20 protein-coding genes are annotated in these 20,474 nt (G+C 74.3%); 15 read left to right on the top strand and 5 right to left on the bottom strand.

Features of this window, described 5'->3' with window-relative positions; genetic code table 11:
* Positions 1–31 precede the first annotated feature (31 nt).
* Together FB455_RS22180 and FB455_RS22175 are read right to left on the bottom strand one after the other, a co-directional pair.
* A complete protein-coding gene (locus FB455_RS22180) occupies positions 32–1,117 on the bottom strand; it encodes a glycosyltransferase family protein (RefSeq protein ID WP_145754907.1) in 1,086 nt (361 codons plus the stop codon).
* Positions 1,118–1,246: 129 nt separating this feature from the next.
* A complete protein-coding gene (locus FB455_RS22175; protein WP_145754906.1) occupies positions 1,247–2,521 on the bottom strand; it encodes a cytochrome P450 in 1,275 nt (424 codons plus the stop codon).
* Positions 2,522–2,759: 238 nt separating this feature from the next.
* On the opposite strand from FB455_RS22175, the gene FB455_RS22170 reads away from it, so the two are divergent.
* Positions 2,760–3,146 carry a hypothetical protein gene (locus tag FB455_RS22170; protein WP_013288000.1) on the top strand — a complete coding sequence of 129 codons (387 nt, stop codon included), beginning with the start codon at positions 2,760–2,762 and terminating at the stop codon, positions 3,144–3,146.
* Between the two features lie 7 nt (positions 3,147–3,153).
* Here the strand turns inward: FB455_RS22170 and FB455_RS22165 are convergent, their stop codons facing one another.
* Positions 3,154–3,372 carry a DUF397 domain-containing protein gene (locus FB455_RS22165; RefSeq protein ID WP_013287999.1) on the bottom strand — a complete coding sequence of 73 codons (219 nt, stop codon included), beginning with the start codon at positions 3,370–3,372 and terminating at the stop codon, positions 3,154–3,156.
* A gap of 66 nt (positions 3,373–3,438) precedes the next feature.
* Here FB455_RS22165 and pepN point away from each other — a divergent pair, with 66 nt between their 5' ends.
* The 10 genes from pepN to FB455_RS22110 all read left to right on the top strand — a co-directional run bounded on the left by pepN (position 3,439) and on the right by FB455_RS22110 (position 14,908).
* Entirely contained in the window at positions 3,439–5,955 is a 2,517-nt protein-coding gene (gene pepN / locus FB455_RS22160; protein WP_145754905.1) for an aminopeptidase N, read from the top strand.
* An 82-nt stretch (positions 5,956–6,037) separates the two neighbouring features.
* Positions 6,038–6,634: a nicotinate-nucleotide adenylyltransferase gene (gene nadD, locus FB455_RS22155; protein ID WP_013475510.1), complete on the top strand. Its 597-nt coding sequence runs from the start codon at positions 6,038–6,040 to the stop codon at positions 6,632–6,634.
* A gap of 110 nt (positions 6,635–6,744) precedes the next feature.
* Entirely contained in the window at positions 6,745–7,149 is a 405-nt protein-coding gene (rsfS, locus tag FB455_RS22150) for a ribosome silencing factor (RefSeq protein ID WP_013287996.1), read from the top strand.
* Positions 7,146–7,793, top strand: a complete 648-nt coding sequence (locus FB455_RS22145) for a histidine phosphatase family protein (RefSeq protein WP_013287995.1) — start codon at positions 7,146–7,148, stop codon at positions 7,791–7,793. The genes rsfS and FB455_RS22145 overlap by 4 nt, the downstream gene beginning before the upstream one ends.
* A 48-nt stretch (positions 7,794–7,841) precedes the next feature.
* Positions 7,842–8,696: a DegV family protein gene (locus FB455_RS22140; protein ID WP_013287994.1), complete on the top strand. Its 855-nt coding sequence runs from the start codon at positions 7,842–7,844 to the stop codon at positions 8,694–8,696.
* 9 nt (positions 8,697–8,705) lie between these two features.
* Positions 8,706–9,482 carry an SDR family NAD(P)-dependent oxidoreductase gene (locus tag FB455_RS22135; protein ID WP_013287993.1) on the top strand — a complete coding sequence of 259 codons (777 nt, stop codon included), beginning with the start codon at positions 8,706–8,708 and terminating at the stop codon, positions 9,480–9,482.
* A gap of 502 nt (positions 9,483–9,984) precedes the next feature.
* Positions 9,985–10,770 carry a ComEA family DNA-binding protein gene (locus FB455_RS22125; protein WP_369830090.1) on the top strand — a complete coding sequence of 262 codons (786 nt, stop codon included), beginning with the start codon at positions 9,985–9,987 and terminating at the stop codon, positions 10,768–10,770.
* Between the two features lie 188 nt (positions 10,771–10,958).
* Positions 10,959–13,310 carry a ComEC/Rec2 family competence protein gene (locus FB455_RS22120; protein ID WP_013287991.1) on the top strand — a complete coding sequence of 784 codons (2,352 nt, stop codon included), beginning with the start codon at positions 10,959–10,961 and terminating at the stop codon, positions 13,308–13,310.
* A gap of 123 nt (positions 13,311–13,433) precedes the next feature.
* Positions 13,434–14,414 carry a DNA polymerase III subunit delta gene (gene holA / locus FB455_RS22115; protein ID WP_013287990.1) on the top strand — a complete coding sequence of 327 codons (981 nt, stop codon included), beginning with the start codon at positions 13,434–13,436 and terminating at the stop codon, positions 14,412–14,414.
* On the top strand, positions 14,411–14,908 hold the full coding sequence (locus FB455_RS22110; protein ID WP_145754904.1) for a hypothetical protein: 498 nt from the start codon (positions 14,411–14,413) through the stop codon (positions 14,906–14,908). The genes holA and FB455_RS22110 overlap by 4 nt, the downstream gene beginning before the upstream one ends.
* A gap of 402 nt (positions 14,909–15,310) precedes the next feature.
* Here the strand turns inward: FB455_RS22110 and rpsT are convergent, their stop codons facing one another.
* Complete coding sequence (gene rpsT, locus FB455_RS22105) at positions 15,311–15,577, bottom strand: 30S ribosomal protein S20 (protein ID WP_013287988.1); 267 nt, start codon at positions 15,575–15,577, stop codon at positions 15,311–15,313.
* Positions 15,578–15,782: 205 nt separating this feature from the next.
* The gene (locus FB455_RS22100) at positions 15,783–16,787 is read right to left on the bottom strand and encodes an aminoglycoside phosphotransferase family protein (RefSeq protein ID WP_145754903.1); all 1,005 of its coding nucleotides are present in this window, start codon (positions 16,785–16,787) and stop codon (positions 15,783–15,785) included.
* A 75-nt stretch (positions 16,788–16,862) separates the two neighbouring features.
* Here FB455_RS22100 and FB455_RS22095 point away from each other — a divergent pair, with 75 nt between their 5' ends.
* From FB455_RS22095 to FB455_RS22080, 4 genes are all read left to right on the top strand, one after another.
* Complete coding sequence (locus FB455_RS22095; RefSeq protein ID WP_013287986.1) at positions 16,863–17,399, top strand: DUF4240 domain-containing protein; 537 nt, start codon at positions 16,863–16,865, stop codon at positions 17,397–17,399.
* Positions 17,400–17,525: 126 nt separating this feature from the next.
* Positions 17,526–19,403: a translation elongation factor 4 gene (gene lepA, locus FB455_RS22090; protein WP_013287985.1), complete on the top strand. Its 1,878-nt coding sequence runs from the start codon at positions 17,526–17,528 to the stop codon at positions 19,401–19,403.
* 221 nt (positions 19,404–19,624) lie between these two features.
* Complete coding sequence (locus tag FB455_RS22085; RefSeq protein WP_013287984.1) at positions 19,625–19,912, top strand: GlsB/YeaQ/YmgE family stress response membrane protein; 288 nt, start codon at positions 19,625–19,627, stop codon at positions 19,910–19,912.
* 253 nt (positions 19,913–20,165) lie between these two features.
* The gene (locus tag FB455_RS22080) at positions 20,166–20,450 is read left to right on the top strand and encodes a GlsB/YeaQ/YmgE family stress response membrane protein (protein ID WP_013287983.1); all 285 of its coding nucleotides are present in this window, start codon (positions 20,166–20,168) and stop codon (positions 20,448–20,450) included.
* Positions 20,451–20,474 lie beyond the last annotated feature (24 nt).

Here is a 20,474-nt window from a genome sequence, read left to right as displayed (position 1 = left end):
TTATCGCCAGGCGATAAGAAGGGGCCCTTCCTTACACCTCGGCGCGCAACGGTGGGGGCAGCGCCCCGGTCTCCACCCAGAGCACCAGATCGTCGGGGCGGCGCCGCGTCATCCGCCGGCGCAGGACACCTGTGGGGTGGGCCGCCGTCCGCATCCGGGCGCCCGCGTAGGGCACGCCGCCGCGCAGCCGCCGGCCCACCGCCAGCCACGCGCACAGGCCGCGTTCCAGCACCCAGGCGGGAGCCGCCAGGCTGGTGTGCGCCGGGAAGACCCGGGCGCCGCCGGCCCGTCGCCGGCCCAGCTCCGCCACTGCCACGGTCGCCAGCCCGGCGCGCAGCAGCAGCCCGGGCCGGCGGGTGGCGAGCGCGACAGCCGTCGCCGGCAGCACCGCCAGCGCGGCGAGCAGCCACACCGGCCGGGCCGTCTCGTCGTACGCCTGGCGGACGCGCTGCCCGAGGAAGTGCGCGGCGGCGGGCGGTAGCCGCCGCACGTACAGCCACGCCGGGGTGGCGGTGCTGCCGCCGTACGCGCGCACGGTGCGGACCAGCTCCAGGTTCTCGAAGAGCACGTCGGGGTCGTAGCCGCCCATCGCCAGGAACGTGCTCCGCCGCACCCCGAGCGTGCCCGGCCAGTCCCCGCCGAACACGCGGGCCAGCAGCGTCCGGCCGGTGTCCCACCAGGCGTGCCAGGGCAGCGGGTCGAAGTGGTTCTGCGGCCGGACCAGGTCCACCCCGTCCAGCAGCTGGTGCACCGCGCACAGGGCCGCCCGGTCGTACCGGACGTCGTCGTCGGCGATCACCACGTGCTCGTGCCGGGCCAGCGCGACGCCGGTGAGCACGCCGAGCACCTTGCCGTTGCGCCCGCGCAGCGCCGGATCGGGCGGCACGTGCCGGACCAGCCCGCGCCAGGCTTCGGCGTGCCGGGCGAACAGCTCCGGCGCCGATCCGTCGACCACCACCACGTCGACCCACCGGCTCAGCTCGCGCAGGTACCCGGTCAGCTCGTCCAGGCCGCCGTCGTCGTGGGCGCGCAGCGGCAGGACGTACGCCATCGGCAGCCGGACCGGCGCGGACGCGGCGCCCTCGTCGCATGGCGGCGCGGCGGTCGGTCGGGTCATGTCGTCTCCCCTCGTGCCGGGTGACGCGACTTGCCCGGAATGCGGCTGCTGAAACCGTTTCGGGCGGGCTGTGTCGGGTAGCGCAGCCGGATATCGCGGCGGGCGAGATCGACCCCGGCTTGGCCCGGTTCAGCGCGGCGGGCGTACCCCACCGGCCGGGCGTGCGCCGGGGCGTACCCCGTCGAGCACCAGCCCGGCGGGCGGCAACGCCGGCATGGAGCCGAGGTCGAGCGCCAGGTCCTGCGGCGGTACGCGGTAGCTCATCGCGCCGGTCAGGTTCGTCACCGCCCGCTTCATCAGCTCGATCGTGATCCACTCACCGGCGCAGCGGTGGCCGGTGTAGTGGTCGCCGCCCTGCGGGACCAGGCCGAACGGGTCGTCGCGCCAGCCGGCGAAACGCTCCGGGCGGAACCGTTCCGGCTCGGGCCACACGTCGGGGTGGTGGTTCGTGCCGTACAGGTCGAGCAGCACCCGCCGGCCCTGCGGGAACGCGTACCCCCGCCACTGGAACGAGCGGCGGACCCGGGCCGCGGCGACCGGGAAGAACGGGTAGTAGCGGCGTACCTCCTGCACGAACTGCTCCGTCGCGGCGTCGTCGCCGGGTAGCCGGTCCCGCCAGTGCGGGTGGTCGTGCAGCGCCAGCGCGGCGAAGACCACGTACCGGTCGACCGCGACGGTGGGGCGCAGCACGTTCAGCAGTTCCACGGCGGCGATCCGGCGGGGCAGCGGCAGCCCTCGTTCGTCCCGGTGCCCGGCCACGACCGCCAGCGCGCTGCCCTCCGGTGCGGGCACCGCGCCCGCGCGTACCCGCTCGATCAGGTCGCCGGCCCAGCGTTGCGCGTGCCGGCGGCCGAGCCGTCCGCGCCAGTGCCGGGGGCCCAGCGCGGCCGGCGCCTCGATCATCGCGTGCATCTCGGCGGTGCGGCGCGGCACGTCGGCCTCGGCCAGCGGCACCCCGGCCCAGGCCCAGACCGTACGGGTCAGGATCTTTCCCACCTCGTCGTAGAGCACCACCGGGCCGCCCTCGGCCCAGACCGGGATCCGGGCCCGCCACTGCTCGTCGAAGATCTCCCCGAGGCGGCGGATCGCGGCCGGCGTCATGATCGACATGAACATCGCCTTGCGGACCACGTGGGCCTGCCCGTCGAGGCCCTGCACGCCGCCGACGCCGGTGAGCGTGCGCTGCCCGCGCATCGGCATGGCGCCGCGCCGGACGAACCGCTCCTCGTCGTAGAACAGCTCGGCGGCCTCCCGGCCGCGCAGGCAGATCGTCGGCTCCAGCAGCAGCCGGGTCTGGAAGACGTCGGTGCCGAGGCGGTCGCAGCGGTCGCCGACGAAGCGGTAGCCCTCCCGGAGGAACGCCAGCGTGCTGTCCGGGCTCCGGTCGCTCGGCATGGTACTCATCTCGGCTGCTCCTGACGCGGTTCGGCGGCGCTGCCTACCTACCCGGGTCGGCGCGGCCGAACCCTCCATTCCAGCAGCTCCGGCCCCGTGGGGGAGGGGCCGGCCACGCGAGCCGGTGCTGGCCCCTCCCCGGGCACGGGAAAGCTGGTTGGCTCGGGTTCGCGGACCGGCGGCGACCGGCCCGCCGCCCGCCGCCGCGACGTCCGGCGGGCGTCACCGACCACGGGGGAGGGCACCGATGCGTGACGACAGGGCGGCACGACGGCACCGCGAGGCACCGGCCCGGCTGCGCGGCGACGGCCGCGACGGGCCGCTGATCGGCACGCCCCGGCGCGCCGCCGGCCGCCCGCCGCGTTACTTCACCGTGCACCTGGGCTTCGCCGCCACCGATCCCGCCGTCGCGCGGGAGCACGCCGTGGCGTACGCCGAAGCACTCGGCCTGCTCCGCCCGGAGCTGGCGCTCGGCGCGGCGGCGCTGTCCCCGGCGGACGCCTGGCACCGCGCCGAGCGGCTGTTCTGCGACGCCGCCGGGCCCGACGGCGAGCGCTGCGCCGACGTGGCCGGTCACCCCGGCTTCCACCACGCGCCCGGCCCGGGCGGGCTCGGCTGGGGCGACGGTGACTGAGGCGCGCTCAGTCCAGGTCGAACTCGCCGTCCTGGGCGCCCGCGACGAACGCGTCCCACTCGGCCTGCGTGAAGACCAGCACCGGCCCGTCCGGCTCGGCGGAGTTGCGCATACCGATCAGGTCGTCGACGAAGGCCACTTCGACCGCTCCCTCGGAGGTGTCGCCCTCAGCCCGCTGCCAAACCGCCCGGGAGAGGTCGAAATCGCCCTTGGGGTGCTGACCCATCGCTGTTCCTCCATCGCCATGCGTAACGAGACGGCCCGAGCGGACCTCATCGGGCAGGATAAGCGGATGCCGAGCCTCACCCGTGCAGAGGCGACCGCGCGCCGCGCGTCGATCACCGTCGAGTCCTACGATGTGGACCTCGATCTGACCGGCGACGCCGAGCGGTTCCGCTCCGCCGTCACCATCCGGTTCCGGGCCACCCCCGGAGCCGAGACCTTCGTCGACGTCAAGCCGCGCCGACTCCTCGCCGCCCGCCTCAACGGCCGCGCCCTCGACCCGGCCCTGCTGGCCGGCGACCGGCTGCCGCTGACCGGCCTGGCCGCGACGAACACGCTCACCGTCGAGGCCGAGATGGCCTACTCCAACACGGGCGAAGGGCTGCACCGTTTCGTCGACCCGGCCGACGGCGAGACCTACCTCTACGCGATGTCCTTCCTGGACGACGGGCCGCGCATCTTCGCCGCGTTCGACCAGCCCGACCTGAAGGCGCCGGTGACGCTGACGGTCACCGCGCCGCCGGAGTGGACTGTCGCCGCCAACGGGCCGCTCGCCGACCGCCCCGCGCCCGGGCGCTGGGAGTTCGCCACCACCGAGCCGCTGGCCACCTACTTCGTCTCGCTGATCGCCGGGCCCTGGCACGTGCTGCGCGCCGAGCACGACGGCATTCCGCTCGGCCTCTACTGCCGGCGTTCGCTCGCGGCCCACCTGGACGCCGACGCCGAGGAGGTCTTCACCGTCACCCGGCAGTGCTTCGACCGCTTCCACGAGCTGTTCGCCGAGCGCTACCCGTTCGGCAAGTACGACCAGGCGTTCGTGCCCGAGTTCAACGCCGGCGCGATGGAGAACCCGGGCCTGGTCACGATCCGGGACGACTACGTCTTCCGCTCCGCCGTCACGGACACCCAGCGGGAGCTGCGCGCCACCACCATCGCCCACGAGATGGCGCACATGTGGTTCGGCGACCTGGTCACCATGAGCTGGTGGGACGACCTCTGGCTCAACGAGTCCTTCGCCGAATACCTGGGCACCCGGGTCACCGCCGAGGCGACCCGGTTCGACCGGGCGTGGACCACGTTCGCGAGCCGCCGCAAGGCGTGGGGCTACACCGCCGACCAGCGTCCCTCCACCCACCCGGTGGCACCGGAGGAGGTGGCCGACGCCGCGCAGGCGCTGCTCAACTTCGACGGCATCTCGTACGCCAAGGGCGCCAGCGTGCTGCGCCAGCTCGTCGCCTGGCTCGGTGACGAGGCGTTCCTGGCCGGGCTGAACGCCCACTTCGCGGCGCACCGGTTCGGCAACGCCACGCTCGCCGACCTGCTGGCCGCCCTGGGTACGGCGAGCGGCCGTGACCTGGACGGCTGGGCGGAACGCTGGCTGCGCCGCGCGCAGGTGAACACGCTGCGGGTCGACACCGCTGTGGACGCCGACGGGCGGTGGACCGAGGTGGCGATCGTGCAGACCGCCCCGGCGAGCCACCCGGTGCAGCGGCCGCACCGCATCGGGGTGGCCCACCACACCGCCGACGGCCCGGCGTACCGGTTCGAGGTCGACCTCGACCCCGACGCCGACGGCGGTCGCACGCCGCTGCCGGAGCTGGTCGGGCGGCCCGCCACCGGGCTCGTGCTGCCGAACGCCGGTGACCTGACGTTCGCCAAGATCCGCCTCGACCCGGCCTCGGTGGACGCGGTGCCGCTGCTGCTGCCGGGGCTCGACGACCCGCTGGCCCGGGCGCTGCTCTGGGCCGAGACGCTGGACGCGGTCACCGACGGGGAACGGCCGGCCGGCGCGCTCGCCGGGCTGATCGCGGCGGCGCTGCCCGCCGAGACCGAGGTGACGATCGTCGAGGACGTGCTGCTGCTCAGCCGCCGGCTGATCGACCGCTACCTCGGCCCGCTCGCCCGGGACGCGGCGCTGCTGCGGGTGGCGACAGCCTGCGGGGCGCTGCTCGACTCGGCGCCCGCTGGCGGCTCCCTGCAACTGGCGGCGGTGCGGGGTCTGATCGGCGCCACCACCGACACGGCCATGCTGACCGGCTGGCTCGCCGGCAAGGACGTGCCGCCGGGGCTCGCGGTCGACGCCGACCTGCGCTGGGCGGTGCTGCGCCGGCTCGTGGTGCTCGGCGCCGCCGGTGCGCCGGAGATCGACGCCGAGGCGGACGGCGACCGCAGCGCCACCGGCGCCGAGCAGGCCGCCGCGTGCCGGGCCGCGCTGCCCGACGCCGACGCGAAACGTGCCGCCTGGGAGATCGTCACCCGCAGCACCGAGCTGTCCAACCGGCTCGTCGAGGCGACCGCCGAGGGCTTCTGGCAGCCCGAGCAGGCCGAGCTGACCGCCGGGTACGTGGAGCGCTACTTCACCGACATGCCGGGGGCGGCGCGTCTGCGTACCGCGTGGGTGGCCGACGCGGTCACGGTGGCCGCGTACCCCCGCTACGCCGTGTCGCAACCCACCCGGGAGATGGCCGCGGCGCTGCTGGCCCGCGACGACCTCACGCCCGGCCTGCGGCGATGGGTGACCGACCTGGACGACGACATGCGCCGGGCGCTCGTGGCCCGGACGGCTGTGGCCGCCGCGTCGGCCTGACCGGGGCACGCCGGGCGGGCTGATCCGCCCGGCGTGGCCGACCCCGCCCGGGCCCGTCCGGCGCGCGGCCTACGATCGCTGGGTGGAGGAAGACATCCGGCGGGTCGGCATCATGGGCGGCACGTTCGACCCGATCCACCACGGGCACCTGGTGGCGGCGAGCGAGGTGGCCGACCGGTTCGGCCTGGACGAGGTCGTCTTCGTGCCGACCGGGCAACCGTGGCAGAAGGCGGAGGAAGCGGTCACCCCGGCCGAGGACCGCTACCTCATGACAGTGATCGCCACCGCCTCCAACCCGCGTTTCCAGGTGAGCCGGGTCGACATCGACCGGGGCGGTCCCACCTACACCGTCGACACGCTGCGCGACCTGCACGCCGAGTACGGCCCGAAGGCGCAGCTGTTCTTCATCACCGGCGCGGACGCCCTGGAGCGCATCCTCTCCTGGAAGGACCTGGACGAGGCGCTCGAACTGGCCCACTTCATCGGCGTGACCCGGCCCGGCTTCGAACTCACCGACAAGCACCTCCCGGCCGACTCGGTGAGCCTGGTGCAGGTGCCCGCGATGGCCATCTCCTCGACCGACTGCCGCGCGCGGGTCGCCCGGGGGGAGCCGGTGTGGTACCTGGTGCCCGACGGTGTGGTGCAGTACATCGCGAAACGGCGTCTCTACCAGCGATGATTCGCCCCCTTACATCCCGGTTCATGCCTGAAATCGACCAGAACTGACGAGTCGCCGCACCGCCGGGTGTGAGAGGCTTGGAGGGTCGCACGGTTGATCGAAGGAGAACGGTGACAGTTTCCGAACGCGCGCACGAGCTGGCGATGGCCGCCGCCCAGGCCGCGGCCGACAAGAAGGCACAGGACATCGTCATCATCGACGTGGGCGACCAGCTCGCGATCACCGACGCGTTCCTGCTGGCCGCCGCTCCGAACGAGCGTCAGGTGCTCGCCATCGTCGACGCCATCGAGGAGCGCCTGCTGGAGCTGCCGGAGAAGGCCAAGCCGGTGCGCCGCGAGGGCGAGCGGGGTGGCCGCTGGGTGCTGCTCGACTACGTCGACATCGTGGTCCACGTCCAGCACACCGAGGAGCGCGAGTTCTACGCGCTCGACCGGCTCTGGAAGGACTGCCCGCAGATCCCGTTCACCGATCGCGACCTGGCCGACTCGGCCGCCGGCACCGCTACCGCGGAATGACCCGCCTGATCATCTGGCGGCACGGCAACACCGACTGGAACGCCGCGAGCCGGGTCCAGGGTCAGACCGACGTGCCGCTCAACGACCTCGGCCGGGAGCAGGCCCGCGCCGCGGCGCCGGTGCTGGCCGCGCTGCGCCCGGACGCGATCGTCGCCAGCGACCTGCGCCGGGCCGCCGACACCGCCGCCGCGCTCGCGGCGCTGACCGGGCTGCCGGTCCGCTCCGACGCCCGGCTGCGCGAACGGCACTTCGGCCAGTGGCAGGGCCTCACCCTGACCGAGGTGGCCGAGCGGTTCCCCGACGAGTACGCCCGCTGGCGGGCCGGCGACCCCGACCCCGGCGCCGGCATCGAGCCCCTGGGCGACCTGGGCGCCCGACTCGGCGCCGGGTTCCAGGACGCGGCCGACCTCGCCACCGGCGGCACCGTCGTGGTGACCACCCACGGCGGCGGCGCCCGGCAGGGCGTCGGGCACCTGCTCGGCTGGGACCACACGGTGCTGCGCAGCCTCGGCTCGCTGGCGAACTGCCACTGGACCGAGCTGCGCCACAACGACGGCGTGGAGCGGCGCACCCGCCCGGGCTGGCACCTGCGCGCACACAACGTCGGCCTGATCACCCAGCCGGCGCTCACCGACGCGGTCTGACACCTCCGGCCCCGGCACGTCACAGCGCCATCGGCTAGCGTGCCGGTCATGCCCGTCGCGGTCGTCACCGACTCCACCGCCTACCTGCCCCCCGACCTGGTCCGCGCACGCGGGCTCACAGTCGTCCCGCTCACAGTCGTCCTCAACGGCGCAGAAGGGCTGGAGGGCGTCGAGACCTCCCCGGCCGACGCCACCCGCGCGCTGAGCGGCCGGCGGGTCTCGGTGAGCACGTCCCGGCCCGCGCCCGAACAGTTCGCGCAGGTCTACCGCGCGCTGCTCGCCGAGGGCGCCGACGGCGTGGTGTCGGTGCACCTGTCCGCCGAACTGTCCGGCACCGTCGAAGCCGCCCGGCTGGCCGCCGCCGAGGTCGGCGACGACCGCGTCACAGTCGTGGACAGCCGATCCACAGGCATGGGCCTCGGCTTCCCGGCGCTCGCCGCCGCCGCGGCCGCCGCGCGGGGCGCCGACCTGACCGGGGTACGCGACGCGGCGCTCGACGCGGTCGCCCGGACCACCATCTACTTCTACGTCGACACCCTGGAGTTCCTGCGCCGGGGCGGCCGGATCAACGCGGCCGAGGCGCTGCTCGGCACCGCCCTCTCGGTCAAGCCGATCATGCACATGCCGGACGGCGCGATCGTGGTCAAGGACAAGGTCCGTACCGCCAGCCGGGGCGTGGCACGCCTGGTCGACCTCGCAGTCGAGGCGGCAGGGGACGCCCCTGTGGACATCGCGGTGCACCACCTCGCCGCGCCGCAGCGGGCCGAGCAGTTGCTGGCGGCGCTGACCGAGCGGCTGGGCGACCGCCTGCGCGACACGTACGTCACCGAGGCCGGAGCCGTCGTCGCCGCCCACGCCGGACCTGGGCTGGCCTGCGTGGTGGTTCACCGCCGCACGCCCTAGGGTGGCCGGATGAGCCTGCTGTCGTACGTCGTCACCGGCGGCGGGCGCGGCGTCGGGCGGGCCGTCGTCGAACGGCTGGCCGCCGACGGTGGCACAGTGGTCGTGGTCGAGCGGGACACCGGCGCGCTGGACTGGCTGGCCCGGCATCCGCTCGCCGACCGGCTGCACGCCGTCACCGGGGACGCCGGCGACGAGACGGTCACCGGCCGGGCCGCCGACCGCGCCGAGGCGTACGCGCCGCTGGCCGGCTGGGTCAACAACGCCGCCGTCTTCCGCAACGCCGACCTGCACCGTGCGCCCGCGGGCGAGGTCGTCGACCTGATCGCGCTCAACCTGCGCCCCGCCGTGGCCGGGGCCGCCACCGCCGTACGCCGGTTCCTTGCGGCTGGGACCGGCGGCGCGATCGTCAACGTCTCCTCCCACCAGGCCCGCCGGGCGGTGCCGGGCGCCCTGCCGTACGCCACCGCGAAGGCCGCGCTGGAGGGGCTGACCCGGGCGCTCGCCGTCGACTACGCTCCCCGCGGAATCCGCGCCAACGCGGTCGCGCTCGGCTCCATCCACACCGAACGGCACGCCGCCTACCTCGCCGGACTCGACCCGGAGGAGGCGGCGCACGTCGACGCGGAGGTGGCCCGGCTGCACCCGGCCGGCCGGATCGGGCGTACCGACGAGGTGGCCGAGGTGGTCGCGTTCCTGCTCTCCGACCGCGCCTCGTTCGTCAACGGCGCGACGGTGCCGGTCGACGGGGGACGGGCGGTGCTCGGGCTGGACCCGGAGGCACGTTGACATGACCACGCCCGCCGCCGGCGATCCGTCACCCGGGCACACCTAGCAGAGCCGGGGCTTGATCGGGTGCCTGTCCACAGTGCCCGTGCTGTCCACAGGCGAGGACTCACCGGCCGATGCGGGGCGAGCCGTCGCCGTAGCGTCCCGAGCCGTGCCAGACGACGAGGAGACGACGGTACGGCGGCGGCTCGCCCGGCTGTTCGGGTTCACGGATGCCGCTGCTGTTCCGCCGATCCCCGCTGACCGCTTGGGCGAGTCGGGCAGGGCGGAGCGGTCCTCGCGGCGGCCGGGGCCGTCCCTGTCCGGGCCCGGCACCGTGTCCGGGTCCGGCAGCGTGTCCGGTCTCGGCCGCGTCTCCGGGCCCGGTCGCGTGTCCGGTCTCGGGGAAGCCGGGCCGGTCTTCGGGGCCGGTGCCGGTGCCGGGCCCGCCCTCGGCGTCCCCTGGCCCGATCTCCGAGCTCGGCCCGGGCCTGCTACGGACGAGATCGAGCCGGTTCCCGGCCTGCGCCCCGGCTTTCCAGAGCACGACAGCGGGCGGGAGCATTCGTTCGGGTCGGAGCCAGCCTCCGCCGATCCGGACGCCGACGGCATAGGCGACGCTCCGGCGACCGAGCGTGGGCTCGCGTCGCGGCTGCCCGGCCCCGGGGCGTTCGATCCCGGCCGCCGGGGCGTACGCGCGCTCGCGGCGGTGGCCGCAGTGGTGGTCGTGGTGGCTGCCGTCTGGGCGTGGCGCGCGCGTCCCAGCGCCGAGCCCGTCCAGCCGGTCGCGGCGTCCTCCGAGGCGCCGGTGAGTGCCACGACCGGCGCGGTGCCCGGAGCGCCGATGTCGGCGGGCTCACCCGGTCAGGTGGTCGTCGCGCTCGCCGGCAAGGTCCGGCGTCCCGGCCTCGTCCGCCTCCCGGCCGGCGCGCGGGTGGCCGACGCGATCGAGGCGGCGGGCGGCGCGCTGCCCGGCGTCGACGTGGCGCTGCTCAATCCCGCCCGCAAGGTCACGGACGGGGAGCTGATCCTGGTCGGCGTCACCGCCCCACCCGGGCAGGCCGCACCCGGCCCGGCGGCGGGCGGCGGTGCGCCGGGCGGCTCGGCGGCACCCGCCGGCCCGGTCAACCTCAACACCGCGACGCTGGCCCAGCTCGACGCGCTACCGGGCGTCGGCCCGGTGCTCGCCCAGCGGATCCTCGACCACCGGGACCGCAACGGCGGGTTCCGGTCCGTATCCGACCTGCGGCAGGTCGACGGCATCGGCGACGCCCGGTACGAGCAGCTCAAGGAACTGGTGACGGTGTGACCGCCCGTCGCGGACCGCGCCGGGCACCGGATCGCCCCGGCCTCGCCGGTGAGAGCGTCCCGAATCGAGTGGGTGCTGCGGCGATCGGCGCGGAGCGGGTGTTGCCCGGCGCTGCGGCGGGTGGTGAGCGTGGCCCGGGCGCTTCCGCAGCCTCCGGCACCACCGACGGTAAGGCGCCGGACCGCGACGTGCCCGACCTGCGGCTGGCCGGACTGGCGGTGGCTGCGTGGCTCGCCGCGTTGGCCGGGCTGCACCTGAGTGTCCGGTCGACCGTGTGGGTGGCCGCTGTCGCCACCGCGCTGGCTCTGCTCACGGGCCTGCACCTGGGCGGCGTGCTGGGGCGGCCGAGCGCGACTGCCCGCCGCTACGGCTGGATCGCGGTCGCCGTACTGCTCGGTGTGCTCTGCGGCGCGGCAGCCACCGGCGCGCGGGTCGCGGTCCGCGACGCCGCCCCGATCCGCGCGCTCGTCACCGACCGTGCCCCGGTCACCGCCGAGCTGGTGCTGCGCGACGATCCCCGCCCGGTACGCGGCGCGCCCGGCCGCCCGCCGATGCTGCTGGTCCGCGTGGATCTGATCCGGCTCACCGGACCCGACGGCGTCCGGGTCACCGGCCCCGTACGCGCGCTGGTGCTCGCCACCGACCCGGCCTGGCGTCCACTGCTCCCCGGGCAGCGGGTCACCAGCCGGGGGAGGCTGGCCGCCCCGCGCGGCGGCGACCTGACCGCCGCCGTGCTCTCCACCGCCGACCCGCCCACGCTGCGCGGCGACGCATCGTGGCCGCAACGAGCGGCAGGGGTGCTGCGGGCCGGGCTGCAACGGGCCTGCGAGCCGCTGCCCGACGCGCCGGGCGGGCTGCTGCCGGGTCTGGTGGTAGGGGACACCAGCCGGCTGCTGCCGGAGGTGGAGGAGGACTTCCGGGCCACCGGGATGACGCATCTCAACGCGGTGTCCGGCTCCAACGTGGCGATCGTCGTCGGAGCGGTGCTGCTGCTGGCCCGCTGGGCGCGCGCCGGCCCGCGTACCGCCGCCGTGCTCTGCGTCCTCGCGCTCGTCGGGTTCGTCATCCTGGTGCGGCCCTCACCGAGCGTGGTACGTGCCGCCGCGATGGGCGCGATCGGGCTCGCCGCGCTCGCCGCCGGGCGGTCCCGGTCGACGCTGCCTGCGCTCGCCACCGCTGTCACCGGGCTGGTCCTGTACGACCCCGACCTCGCGGGCGACCCGGGTTTCGCGTTGTCGGTCTGCGCCACCGGGGGACTGCTGCTGTTCGCGCCGGGATGGCGGGACGCGTTGCGGCGCCGGGGCGTACCGGCCGGGCTCGCCGAGGCGCTCGCGGTGCCTGCCGCCGCGCAACTGGCCTGCGGCCCGGTGATCGCTGGACTGTCCGCGACGGTGAGCCTGGTGGCGGTACCGGCGAACCTGCTCGCGGTGCCGGCCGTCGCGCCGGCCACCGTACTCGGCGTGCTGGCGGCGGTGCTGTCGCCGCTGTGGCCGGGCGGCGCGGAGTTCCTCGCCTGGCTGGCGAGCTGGCCGGCGCGCTGGCTGGTGGCGGTGGCCGCGTACGGCGCGGACCTGCCGGCCGGGAACCTACCGTGGGCGGGTGGGGTGGCAGGGGCCCTGCTGCTGGCGGCGGTGAGCGTGGCGCTGCTGCTCGCCTTCCGGCGACGCCGGGCGCGGCGGCTGATCGCTGTCGTCGTGGTGGCGGTGGTGCTTGGCGCGGTACCGGTGCGGCTGCTCGCCTCCGGCTGGCCGCCGCGCGGCTGGGTGGTGGTGGCGTGCGCGGTGGGGCAGGGGGACGCGGTGGTGCTGCCGGTCGCCGCCGGCCGGGCCGTGGTGGTGGACGCCGGCCCGGAGCCGTCCGGCGTGGACGCCTGCCTGCGCCGCCTGCGCGTACGCGAGGTGCCGTTGCTGGTGGTCAGCCACTTCCACGTCGACCACGTCGGCGGCGTGGCCGGGGTGTTCCGGGGCCGGCGGGTGGGCGCGGTGGTGGGTCCGTCCTGGTCCGAGCCACCCTACGGCGCTGCCCAGGTACGCGAGGCGGCCCGCCGGGCCGGTGCGTCGCTCGCTGCGGTGCAGGCGGGCTGGCGGTGGCGGGCGGGCGCGGTGGACCTGGTCGCGGTCGGGCCGCCGTACCCGCTGCGGGGCAGCCGGTCGGATCCGAACAACAACTCGCTGGTTCTGGCCGCCACCGTGGGCGGGGTACGGATCCTGCTCACCGGTGACGCCGAGACGGAGGAGCAGCGGGCGATGCTGGAGACCACACCGGCCGCCGCGATCCGGGCCGACGTGCTGAAGGTCGCCCACCACGGGTCGGCGTACCAGGCGCCGGAGTTCCTGGCCGCGGTACGCCCGGCGGTGGCTCTCGTGTGCGTGGGCGTCGACAACGACTACGGGCACCCTAACGCCGGGCTGCTGGACCGGCTGACCCGGGGCGGTGCGCGGGTGCTGCGTACCGACACCGACGGGGACGTCGCGGCGGTCCAGGCGGGTGGCGGTCTCGCGGTGGTGAGGCGCGGCGCCGAGTCGGGAGCGCCACGCTGAACCGGGGGGATCTTGTTGCGGTAGATGGGGAATCAAGTCAAATGTCTGGATTTGCGCTGTGTGCGGGCTGCGCCGTCACAGTCCCCGATGAGCAGGCCCGGCCGGGTTGGAGGGCGTGCGAGTATGGGCGACGTGACCCCCGCCGACCTGCCTCCTATTGTGCTCGTCCTCGGCGACGAGGAGCTGCTCGCCACGCGAGCGGTCACCGAAGCCGTCGCCCGGGCCCGCGAGGTCGACCCCGACGTGGACGTGCGGGAATACCAGGCCGGGACGCTCACCGTCGGCGAGATCGCCGAGATGCTCAGCCCGTCGCTGTTCGGCGGTCGCCGGGTGCTCGTGCTCCGCTCCGGCCAGGACGCCCGCAAGGACCTGTCCACCGCGCTGCTGGCGTACGCGAAGAATCCCGACCCGGACGTCCAGCTCGTGGTGCTGCACCTGGGCGGGGCCAAGGGCAAGGCGTTCGCCGACGGTCTGCGGGCGGCGGGCGCCACTGTGGTGCCGGCGGTGAAGCTCAAGGGTGACCGCGAGCGGGCCGCCTTCGTGCGGGACGAGATCCGCCGCATCGGCGGCAAGTGCACGCCCGACGCGGCCGACGCCCTGGTCGCGGCCGTCGGGAACGACATGCGTGAGCTGGCCGCCGCCTGCTCGCAGCTGGTCGCCGACACCGACGGGCGGATCGGCGCTGACACTGTCGCCCGCTACTACCGGGGACGGGCCGAGGTGACAGGCTTCACCGTCGCCGACGCGACGATGGTCGGTGACGTGCCGGGCGCGCTGGAGGCGCTGCGGTGGGCGCTGCACGTCGGCGTGGACCCGGTGCCGATCGCCGATGCGCTGGCCGACGGCGTACGGACCGTCGCCCGGGTCGCCGCCGCCGGCCGGGGCAGCGCGTTCCAGCTGGCCAAGACGCTCGGCATGCCGGCCTGGAAGATCGAGAAGGCCCAGGTACGCGCCCGGGGCTGGACGCCGGAGGGCCTGGTCGAGGCGATGCGGGTGGCAGCCGAGTGCAACGCGGCGGTCAAGGGCGGCGCCGACGACCGGGCGTACGCGCTGGAGCGGGCCGTGTTCTCGGTGGCCGCGGCCCGGCAGGGCGGCGCCCGGTGACCCGAGCGTGGTCGACGGTGGCCACGGACGAGGAGCGGTACCGTCCGCTCTACGCCCGGGTGCTGGGACTGCGCTTCGTCAACCCGGGTGGGGTGCTCTGCTTCCTCTTCTTCGAGGGCGCGGTGGCGCTGGCCGTGCTGCTCGCGCTCGCCGAACTGGTGAGCTGGTGGGCGGTGCTGGTGCTGCCGATCGCGGTGGCGGCGATGGTCAAGCTCAACGACGTGGTGGCCGAGATGGTCGTCCGCACCGCCGCGCAGGTGCCCGAGCAGGAACGGGACCGCTTCCGCCGCCAGATGGAGCCGGTGATCGGGCGAGCCCGGGTGCCCACGAGCGCCCGCGCACTCCCGGGCGGCGCGGCGAGCGTCGGGTCGCTGCCGCGCGGCGCGGTGCCGGCGAGCGCCCGCGCGTGGCCGGGCGGCGCGACCACAGACTCCCGGGGCGTCCGCTACCACCACCCGCAGCGCGCGACATTCGACCACCCGAACGAGCAGTAGCGGCCCCCCGCGCCGCGCCCTCCCGACGCCCGCGTTGCGCCCTCCGGAGGACGCCCGGCGCTGGGCCTCCCGACACCGCGCCCCGCGCTCTCCCGGATGCCTCGCGTCGCGCCTTGCCCCGCAAGGGTGCAGCTCCCGCACCTCGTCGCCCGACACCGCGCACCGCGCCCTCCGGACGCCCCGTGCTGTCCCGCCGGAGCGACCGACCGCCGAAGACACCGCCGGCCGCGATCACGTTGCAGATCTTGGTAGGAAATGGCCCCCAGAGGGGCCGAAATCGTCCAAGATCTCCGCGCTCGCCGACGCGCGCAGCGCTACGCGAGCCGCTGCGGGAGAGTGCGGACAGGCGGAAGCCCCGTGGGCTCGTGGCCCCGGGGCTTCCGGTGAAATCTGTAGCGCTGGTCAGGCAGAGAACGAGGCGACGCGCTTGGCGATCGCCGACTTCCGGTTGGCCGCCTGGTTCGAGTGGATGACACCCTTGCTGGCAGCCTTGTCCAGCTTGCGGGTGGCCTCACGCATGAGCACGGTGGCCTTCTCGGTGTCGCCCGCCTCGGCAGCCTCGTGGAACTTCCGGATGGCGGTCTTCAGCGACGACTTGACCGACTTGTTACGCAGCCGGCGCTTCTCGTTCTGCCGGTTGCGCTTGATCTGGGACTTGATGTTCGCCACGCGACAGCCTCGTCTTGATAGCTCGGGTTGGTCTGCTTGCGCGCACGACGAGCATGCGTCATCGCCGCGCGAAAAGCCAGGCTACCAGGTCGGCCCCGGACGAGCCAAAACGCCTCCGCCCAGCCTGGTCGAGCGGCGCGCCACGTCGGGGAGGTGGTGGGGTCAAGGCCCGTGGGATGCCACCACCTCGCCGAACTGGTGTGGATCAAGGGGCAGGGGTGGGGCGTGCCCAGGACCAGCCCCGGCGCTCGGCCAGCCAGCCGAGCGCCTGCTCCCCGCTCCAGCGCTGGTGGGCGCGCAGGTGCGGGGAGGCGGTGGACGGTCCGGCGGCGGCGCCGGTGAGAAAGTAGCCGGCCAGCGCGGCGAGCGTCACGTCCAGCGCATCAGCGGGCGCACCTGCCGTCGCCGGGTGGCCGGCGAACGCGGCGTCCGCGTCCAGGCCGCCGGCGTACGCGGTGAGCAGCAGCCCGGCCAGGTCGAACCAGGCCGGCCCGTGGCAGAGCCAGGGCCAGTCGCACAGCCACGCCCGCCCGTCGGAGTCGATCAGGAGGTTGTCCACCCGCAGGTCGCCGTGGGCCAGTCCGGGGGCGGCGTCGGCGTACCCGGGCAGGCGCGACTCCAGCGCGACCAGCTCGGCCAGCGGGGCGCCGGCGGCCTGCTCGGGCAACGGCTCGCGCCGGGCGGCCACCTCGCCCCACCAGAGGATGTCGTCGCGGGCCAGGTCCGCGAGGCGGGGGAGCCGGAGCGCGGCCAGCTCCGCGGGCGGTTCGGCGAGCGCGGCGGCCACCTGGGCGTACGTGGCGAGGGCGGCGTCCAGCTCGGCCGGCGCCCAGGGCAGCCGGGGGGTGTGACCGTCGATCGCGTCGAGCGCGAGTGCGTACCAGCCGGACTCGGTGAGCGCCCAGCGCGGCCGGGGCACCGGCAGACCGGCCGGGAGCCGGGCCAGGATCGCCGCCTCGTGGGCGTACCAGTCGACCAAGTGCCGCTGCCCGTCGAGTGCCGCTGCCTTGACGAACACGCTCTCCCCGGCAGGGCCGGTCAGCACGGCGGCGAAGCCGCTGGTGAACCCGCCGCCTGCCACCCGGACCGCCGCCGGCGGGCCGCCGATCCGGGCAGCCAGCGCGTCCCGCAGCCCGGCCGGCAGGTCGGCCCAGCCGGGCCGTACGGCTGTCGACCCGTACGGAACGGGTGGTAGGGAGATCGCGCGCACCGCACCATGCTGCCGCACCGCCGCACCGCCGCACGTCGCACCGGCACGTCGGTGGGCTCTGCCAGACTGCCCACCATGAGGACCGACGAGTTCTGGCAGTTGATCGACGAGGCCCGCGCCGGCGCCGGGGGAGAGCCCGACGCGGTCGCCGCCCGGGCGGTCGCGCTGCTGGCCGAGTGCGACCCGGAGGAGATCGTCGGATACGCCCACCACCAGCGGCGGGTGCTCGCCGCCTCCTACAAGGTCGACCTGTGGGGCGCGGCCTACCTGATCAACGGGGGCGCCTCGGACGACGGCTTCGAGTACTTCCGGGGCTGGCTGATGACCCAGGGCCGGGCGGTGTTCGCGCGGGCGGTCGGCGACCCGGACGCGCTGGCCGAGCTGCCGCAGGTCCGGGCCGCCGCGCTCAGCGGCGAGGAGTTCGAGTGCGAGCAGATGCTGGCGGTGCCGTGGGACGCGTACCGGAAGGCCACCGCGTCCGACCTGCCGGCCGAGCGTGACCCGGTCCCGGTGCCCGATCTGAACGACTTCTGGGACTTCGACGACGAGGAGGAGGCCCGCCGCCGCCTGCCGAGGCTGGCCGCACTCTTCGTCGAGCCACCCGCGGAATAGTCGAGCCACCCCTGGAATAGCGGTGGAGTGAAGGGGGAGCCCGGGCGCGCCCCGGGCGACGTGGGACCATGGAGGGGGCCGGCGGCGCGCCGGCCCGCTCACGTCAGCCGACCAGAACGGACCGCTGTGCCACCGACGCTCGATCCCGGCGCGAACGCTCCTGGTGCCACCGACCCGGCGCGCATCCGGAACTTCTGCATCATCGCCCACATCGACCACGGGAAGTCGACCCTGGCCGACCGGATGTTGCAGCTCACCGGTGTGGTCGACCCGCGGCAGATGCGCGCCCAGTACCTGGACCGGATGGACATCGAGCGCGAGCGCGGCATCACCATCAAGAGCCAGGCCGTGCGGATGCCGTGGACGATCCGCGAGGGCGACCGGGCCGGTGAGACCGCCGTGCTCAACATGATCGACACCCCGGGCCACGTGGACTTCACCTACGAGGTGTCCCGTTCGCTCGCCGCCTGCGAGGGCGCGATCCTGCTCGTCGACGCCGCGCAGGGCATCGAGGCGCAGACGCTGGCAAACCTATACCTGGCGCTCGAGAACGACCTGCACATCATCCCGGTGCTCAACAAGATCGACCTGCCGGCCGCCCAGCCGGAGAAGTACGCCGAGGAGCTGGCCCACCTGATCGGCGGTGACCCGGCGGACTGCATCAGGGTCTCCGGCAAGACCGGCGAGGGCGTGCCCTACCTGCTGGACGAGATCGTCAGGCAGTTCGTGCCGCCGGTCGGCGAGGCCGAGTCGCCGGCCCGCGCGATGATCTTCGACTCGGTGTACGACGTCTACCGGGGCGTGGTCACGTACGTCCGGGTGATCGACGGCCGGATCTCCGCCCGGGACCGGATCAAGATGATGTCCACCGGCGCCGTCCACGAGCTGCTGGAGATCGGCGTCATCTCGCCCGAGATGGTCAAGGCCGACGCGCTCGGTGTCGGCGAGGTGGGCTACCTGATCACCGGCGTGAAGGACGTGCGCCAGTCCCGGGTCGGTGACACGGTCACCATCAACAACAACCCGGCCAAGGAGGCCCTCGGCGGTTACAAGGACCCGAAGCCGATGGTCTACTCGGGGCTCTACCCGATCGACGGCTCGGACTACCCGAACCTGCGTGAGGCGCTGGACAAGCTCAAGCTCAACGACGCCGCGCTGGTCTACGAGCCGGAGACCTCCGGCGCACTGGGCTTCGGTTTCCGCTGCGGCTTCCTCGGCCTGCTGCACCTGGAGATCATCCGGGAGCGGCTGGAGCGGGAGTTCAACCTCGACCTGATCTCCACCGCGCCGAACGTGGTCTACCGGGCCATCCAGGAGGACGGCGAGGAGATCGTGGTCACCAACCCGAGCGAGTACCCGACCGGCAAGATCGCCGAGGTGTACGAGCCGACGGTGCGGGCCACGGTGCTGACGCCGAACGACTACGTCGGCGCGGTGATGGAGCTGTGCCAGGGTCGCCGGGGCAGCCTGCTCGGCATGGACTACCTCTCCGCCGACCGGGTGGAGCTGCGCTACACGCTGCCGCTGGCCGAGATCATCTTCGACTTCTTCGACCAGCTCAAGAGCCGCACCAAGGGTTACGCCTCGCTCGACTACGAGCCCTCCGGCGAGCAGGCGTCCGACCTGGTGAAGGTCGACATCCTGCTGCACGGTGAGCCGGTCGACGCGTTCAGCGCGATCGTGCACAAGGACAAGGCGTACACGTACGGCACGACGATCGCGGCGAAGCTGCGCACGCTGATCCCGCGCCAGCAGTTCGAGGTGCCCATCCAGGCGGCCATCGGCAGCCGGGTGATCGCCCGGGAGACCATCCGCGCGATCCGCAAGGACGTGCTCGCCAAGTGCTACGGCGGTGACATCAGCCGGAAGCGCAAGCTGCTGGAGAAGCAGAAGGAGGGCAAGAAGCGGATGAAGATGGTGGGCCGGGTGGAGGTCCCTCAGGAGGCGTTCATCGCGGCGCTCTCGTCCGACTCCGGCGACGGCAAGCCCGCCGGCAAGAAGTAGCCGCCAGAGCCCACGAACCGGCCGGCGTCCCCTCGCAGGGGCGCCGGCCGTTCGCGTACCCAGGAAATTTTCAGCTGCTGGCAGCGCTCCCACCTGCGGGTTCGTTCCGGCCGGGGGAGTGGCGGCCGATGCCGCCGGTTTCGGTTTTCGATGCGTCGGGCACTTAGCGGGCACGACAGCAAACGCACAGAACGTGCGAAATCGCTTTAGGAGGACCGACCGTGGAGTTCACCGTCTGGGGCATCATCACCGCGCTCGTCGTGGGTCTGATCGTCGGCGCGCTGGGCCGGCTGGTCGTGCCGGGCCGGCAGAACATGCCGATGTGGCTGCACATGGTGATCGGTGTCGGCGCGGCGCTGCTGGGCACCGTCCTGGCCCGCGCGCTCGGCATCGCCACGCAGACCGCCGGCATCGACTGGGCCGAGCTGGCCGTGCAGGTCGTGCTCGCCGCCATCGCCGTGGCCCTGGTGGCCGGCGTCGGCCGCCGCCGCAGCGTCTCGCGTTACTGATCGACGCACCACGCGCCTCGACGGGCGCCCGGCCTCACCGGCCGGGCGCCCGTCGGCGTATTCGGGGCATTGAACCCCGTCGGTGTGCCGGGACCGCCCGCCGCGCCGGGTTTCGGGGAGAAGCAGCAGGTCAGGGTACGTCTGCACAATTCGTCATCGGAGTCGGTTTGGATTTCCGGGCGGTCGGGAACTTAGCGATCACGACAGTGAACACACAAAAACGTGTGACCGGATCTTAAGGAGGAGGGCGACCATGGAGCTCACCGTTTGGGGCATCATCACCGCGCTGGTCGTTGGTCTGATCGTCGGCGCGCTGGGCCGGCTGGTCGTGCCGGGCCGTCAGAACATGCCGATCTGGCTGCACATGCTGATCGGTGTCGGCGCCGCGCTTCTGGGCACGATCGTGGCCCGGGCCTCCGGCTTCGCCGAGACCGCCGGTATCGACTGGCGCGAGCTGATGCTGCAGGTGCTCTTCGCCGCGATCGGCGTGGCCCTGGTGGCCGGCGTCGGCCGTCGCCGCGGCGTCTCGCGCTACTGACCCCGCACCACGCGCCTCGACGGG

This window comes from Micromonospora sp. CNZ296 (assembly GCF_007827635.1).
The sequence above is the reverse complement of the archived record's forward strand: the minus strand, read 5'-3'. Positions and strand labels throughout refer to the sequence as shown.

Bases quoted from the DNA above. Each gene is read 5' to 3' on its own strand.
- FB455_RS22180 (WP_145754907.1), bottom strand. From the start codon at position 1,117: ATGACCCGACCGACCGCCGCGCCGCCATGCGACGAGGGCGCCGCGTCC.
- FB455_RS22175 (WP_145754906.1), bottom strand. From the start codon at position 2,521: ATGAGTACCATGCCGAGCGACCGGAGCCCGGACAGCACGCTGGCGTTC.
- FB455_RS22170 (WP_013288000.1), top strand. From the start codon at position 2,760: ATGCGTGACGACAGGGCGGCACGACGGCACCGCGAGGCACCGGCCCGG.
- FB455_RS22165 (WP_013287999.1), bottom strand. From the start codon at position 3,372: ATGGGTCAGCACCCCAAGGGCGATTTCGACCTCTCCCGGGCGGTTTGG.
- pepN (WP_145754905.1), top strand. From the start codon at position 3,439: ATGCCGAGCCTCACCCGTGCAGAGGCGACCGCGCGCCGCGCGTCGATC.
- FB455_RS22145 (WP_013287995.1), top strand. From the start codon at position 7,146: ATGACCCGCCTGATCATCTGGCGGCACGGCAACACCGACTGGAACGCC.
- FB455_RS22140 (WP_013287994.1), top strand. From the start codon at position 7,842: ATGCCCGTCGCGGTCGTCACCGACTCCACCGCCTACCTGCCCCCCGAC.
- FB455_RS22135 (WP_013287993.1), top strand. From the start codon at position 8,706: ATGAGCCTGCTGTCGTACGTCGTCACCGGCGGCGGGCGCGGCGTCGGG.
- holA (WP_013287990.1), top strand. From the start codon at position 13,434: ATGGGCGACGTGACCCCCGCCGACCTGCCTCCTATTGTGCTCGTCCTC.
- FB455_RS22095 (WP_013287986.1), top strand. From the start codon at position 16,863: ATGAGGACCGACGAGTTCTGGCAGTTGATCGACGAGGCCCGCGCCGGC.
- FB455_RS22080 (WP_013287983.1), top strand. From the start codon at position 20,166: ATGGAGCTCACCGTTTGGGGCATCATCACCGCGCTGGTCGTTGGTCTG.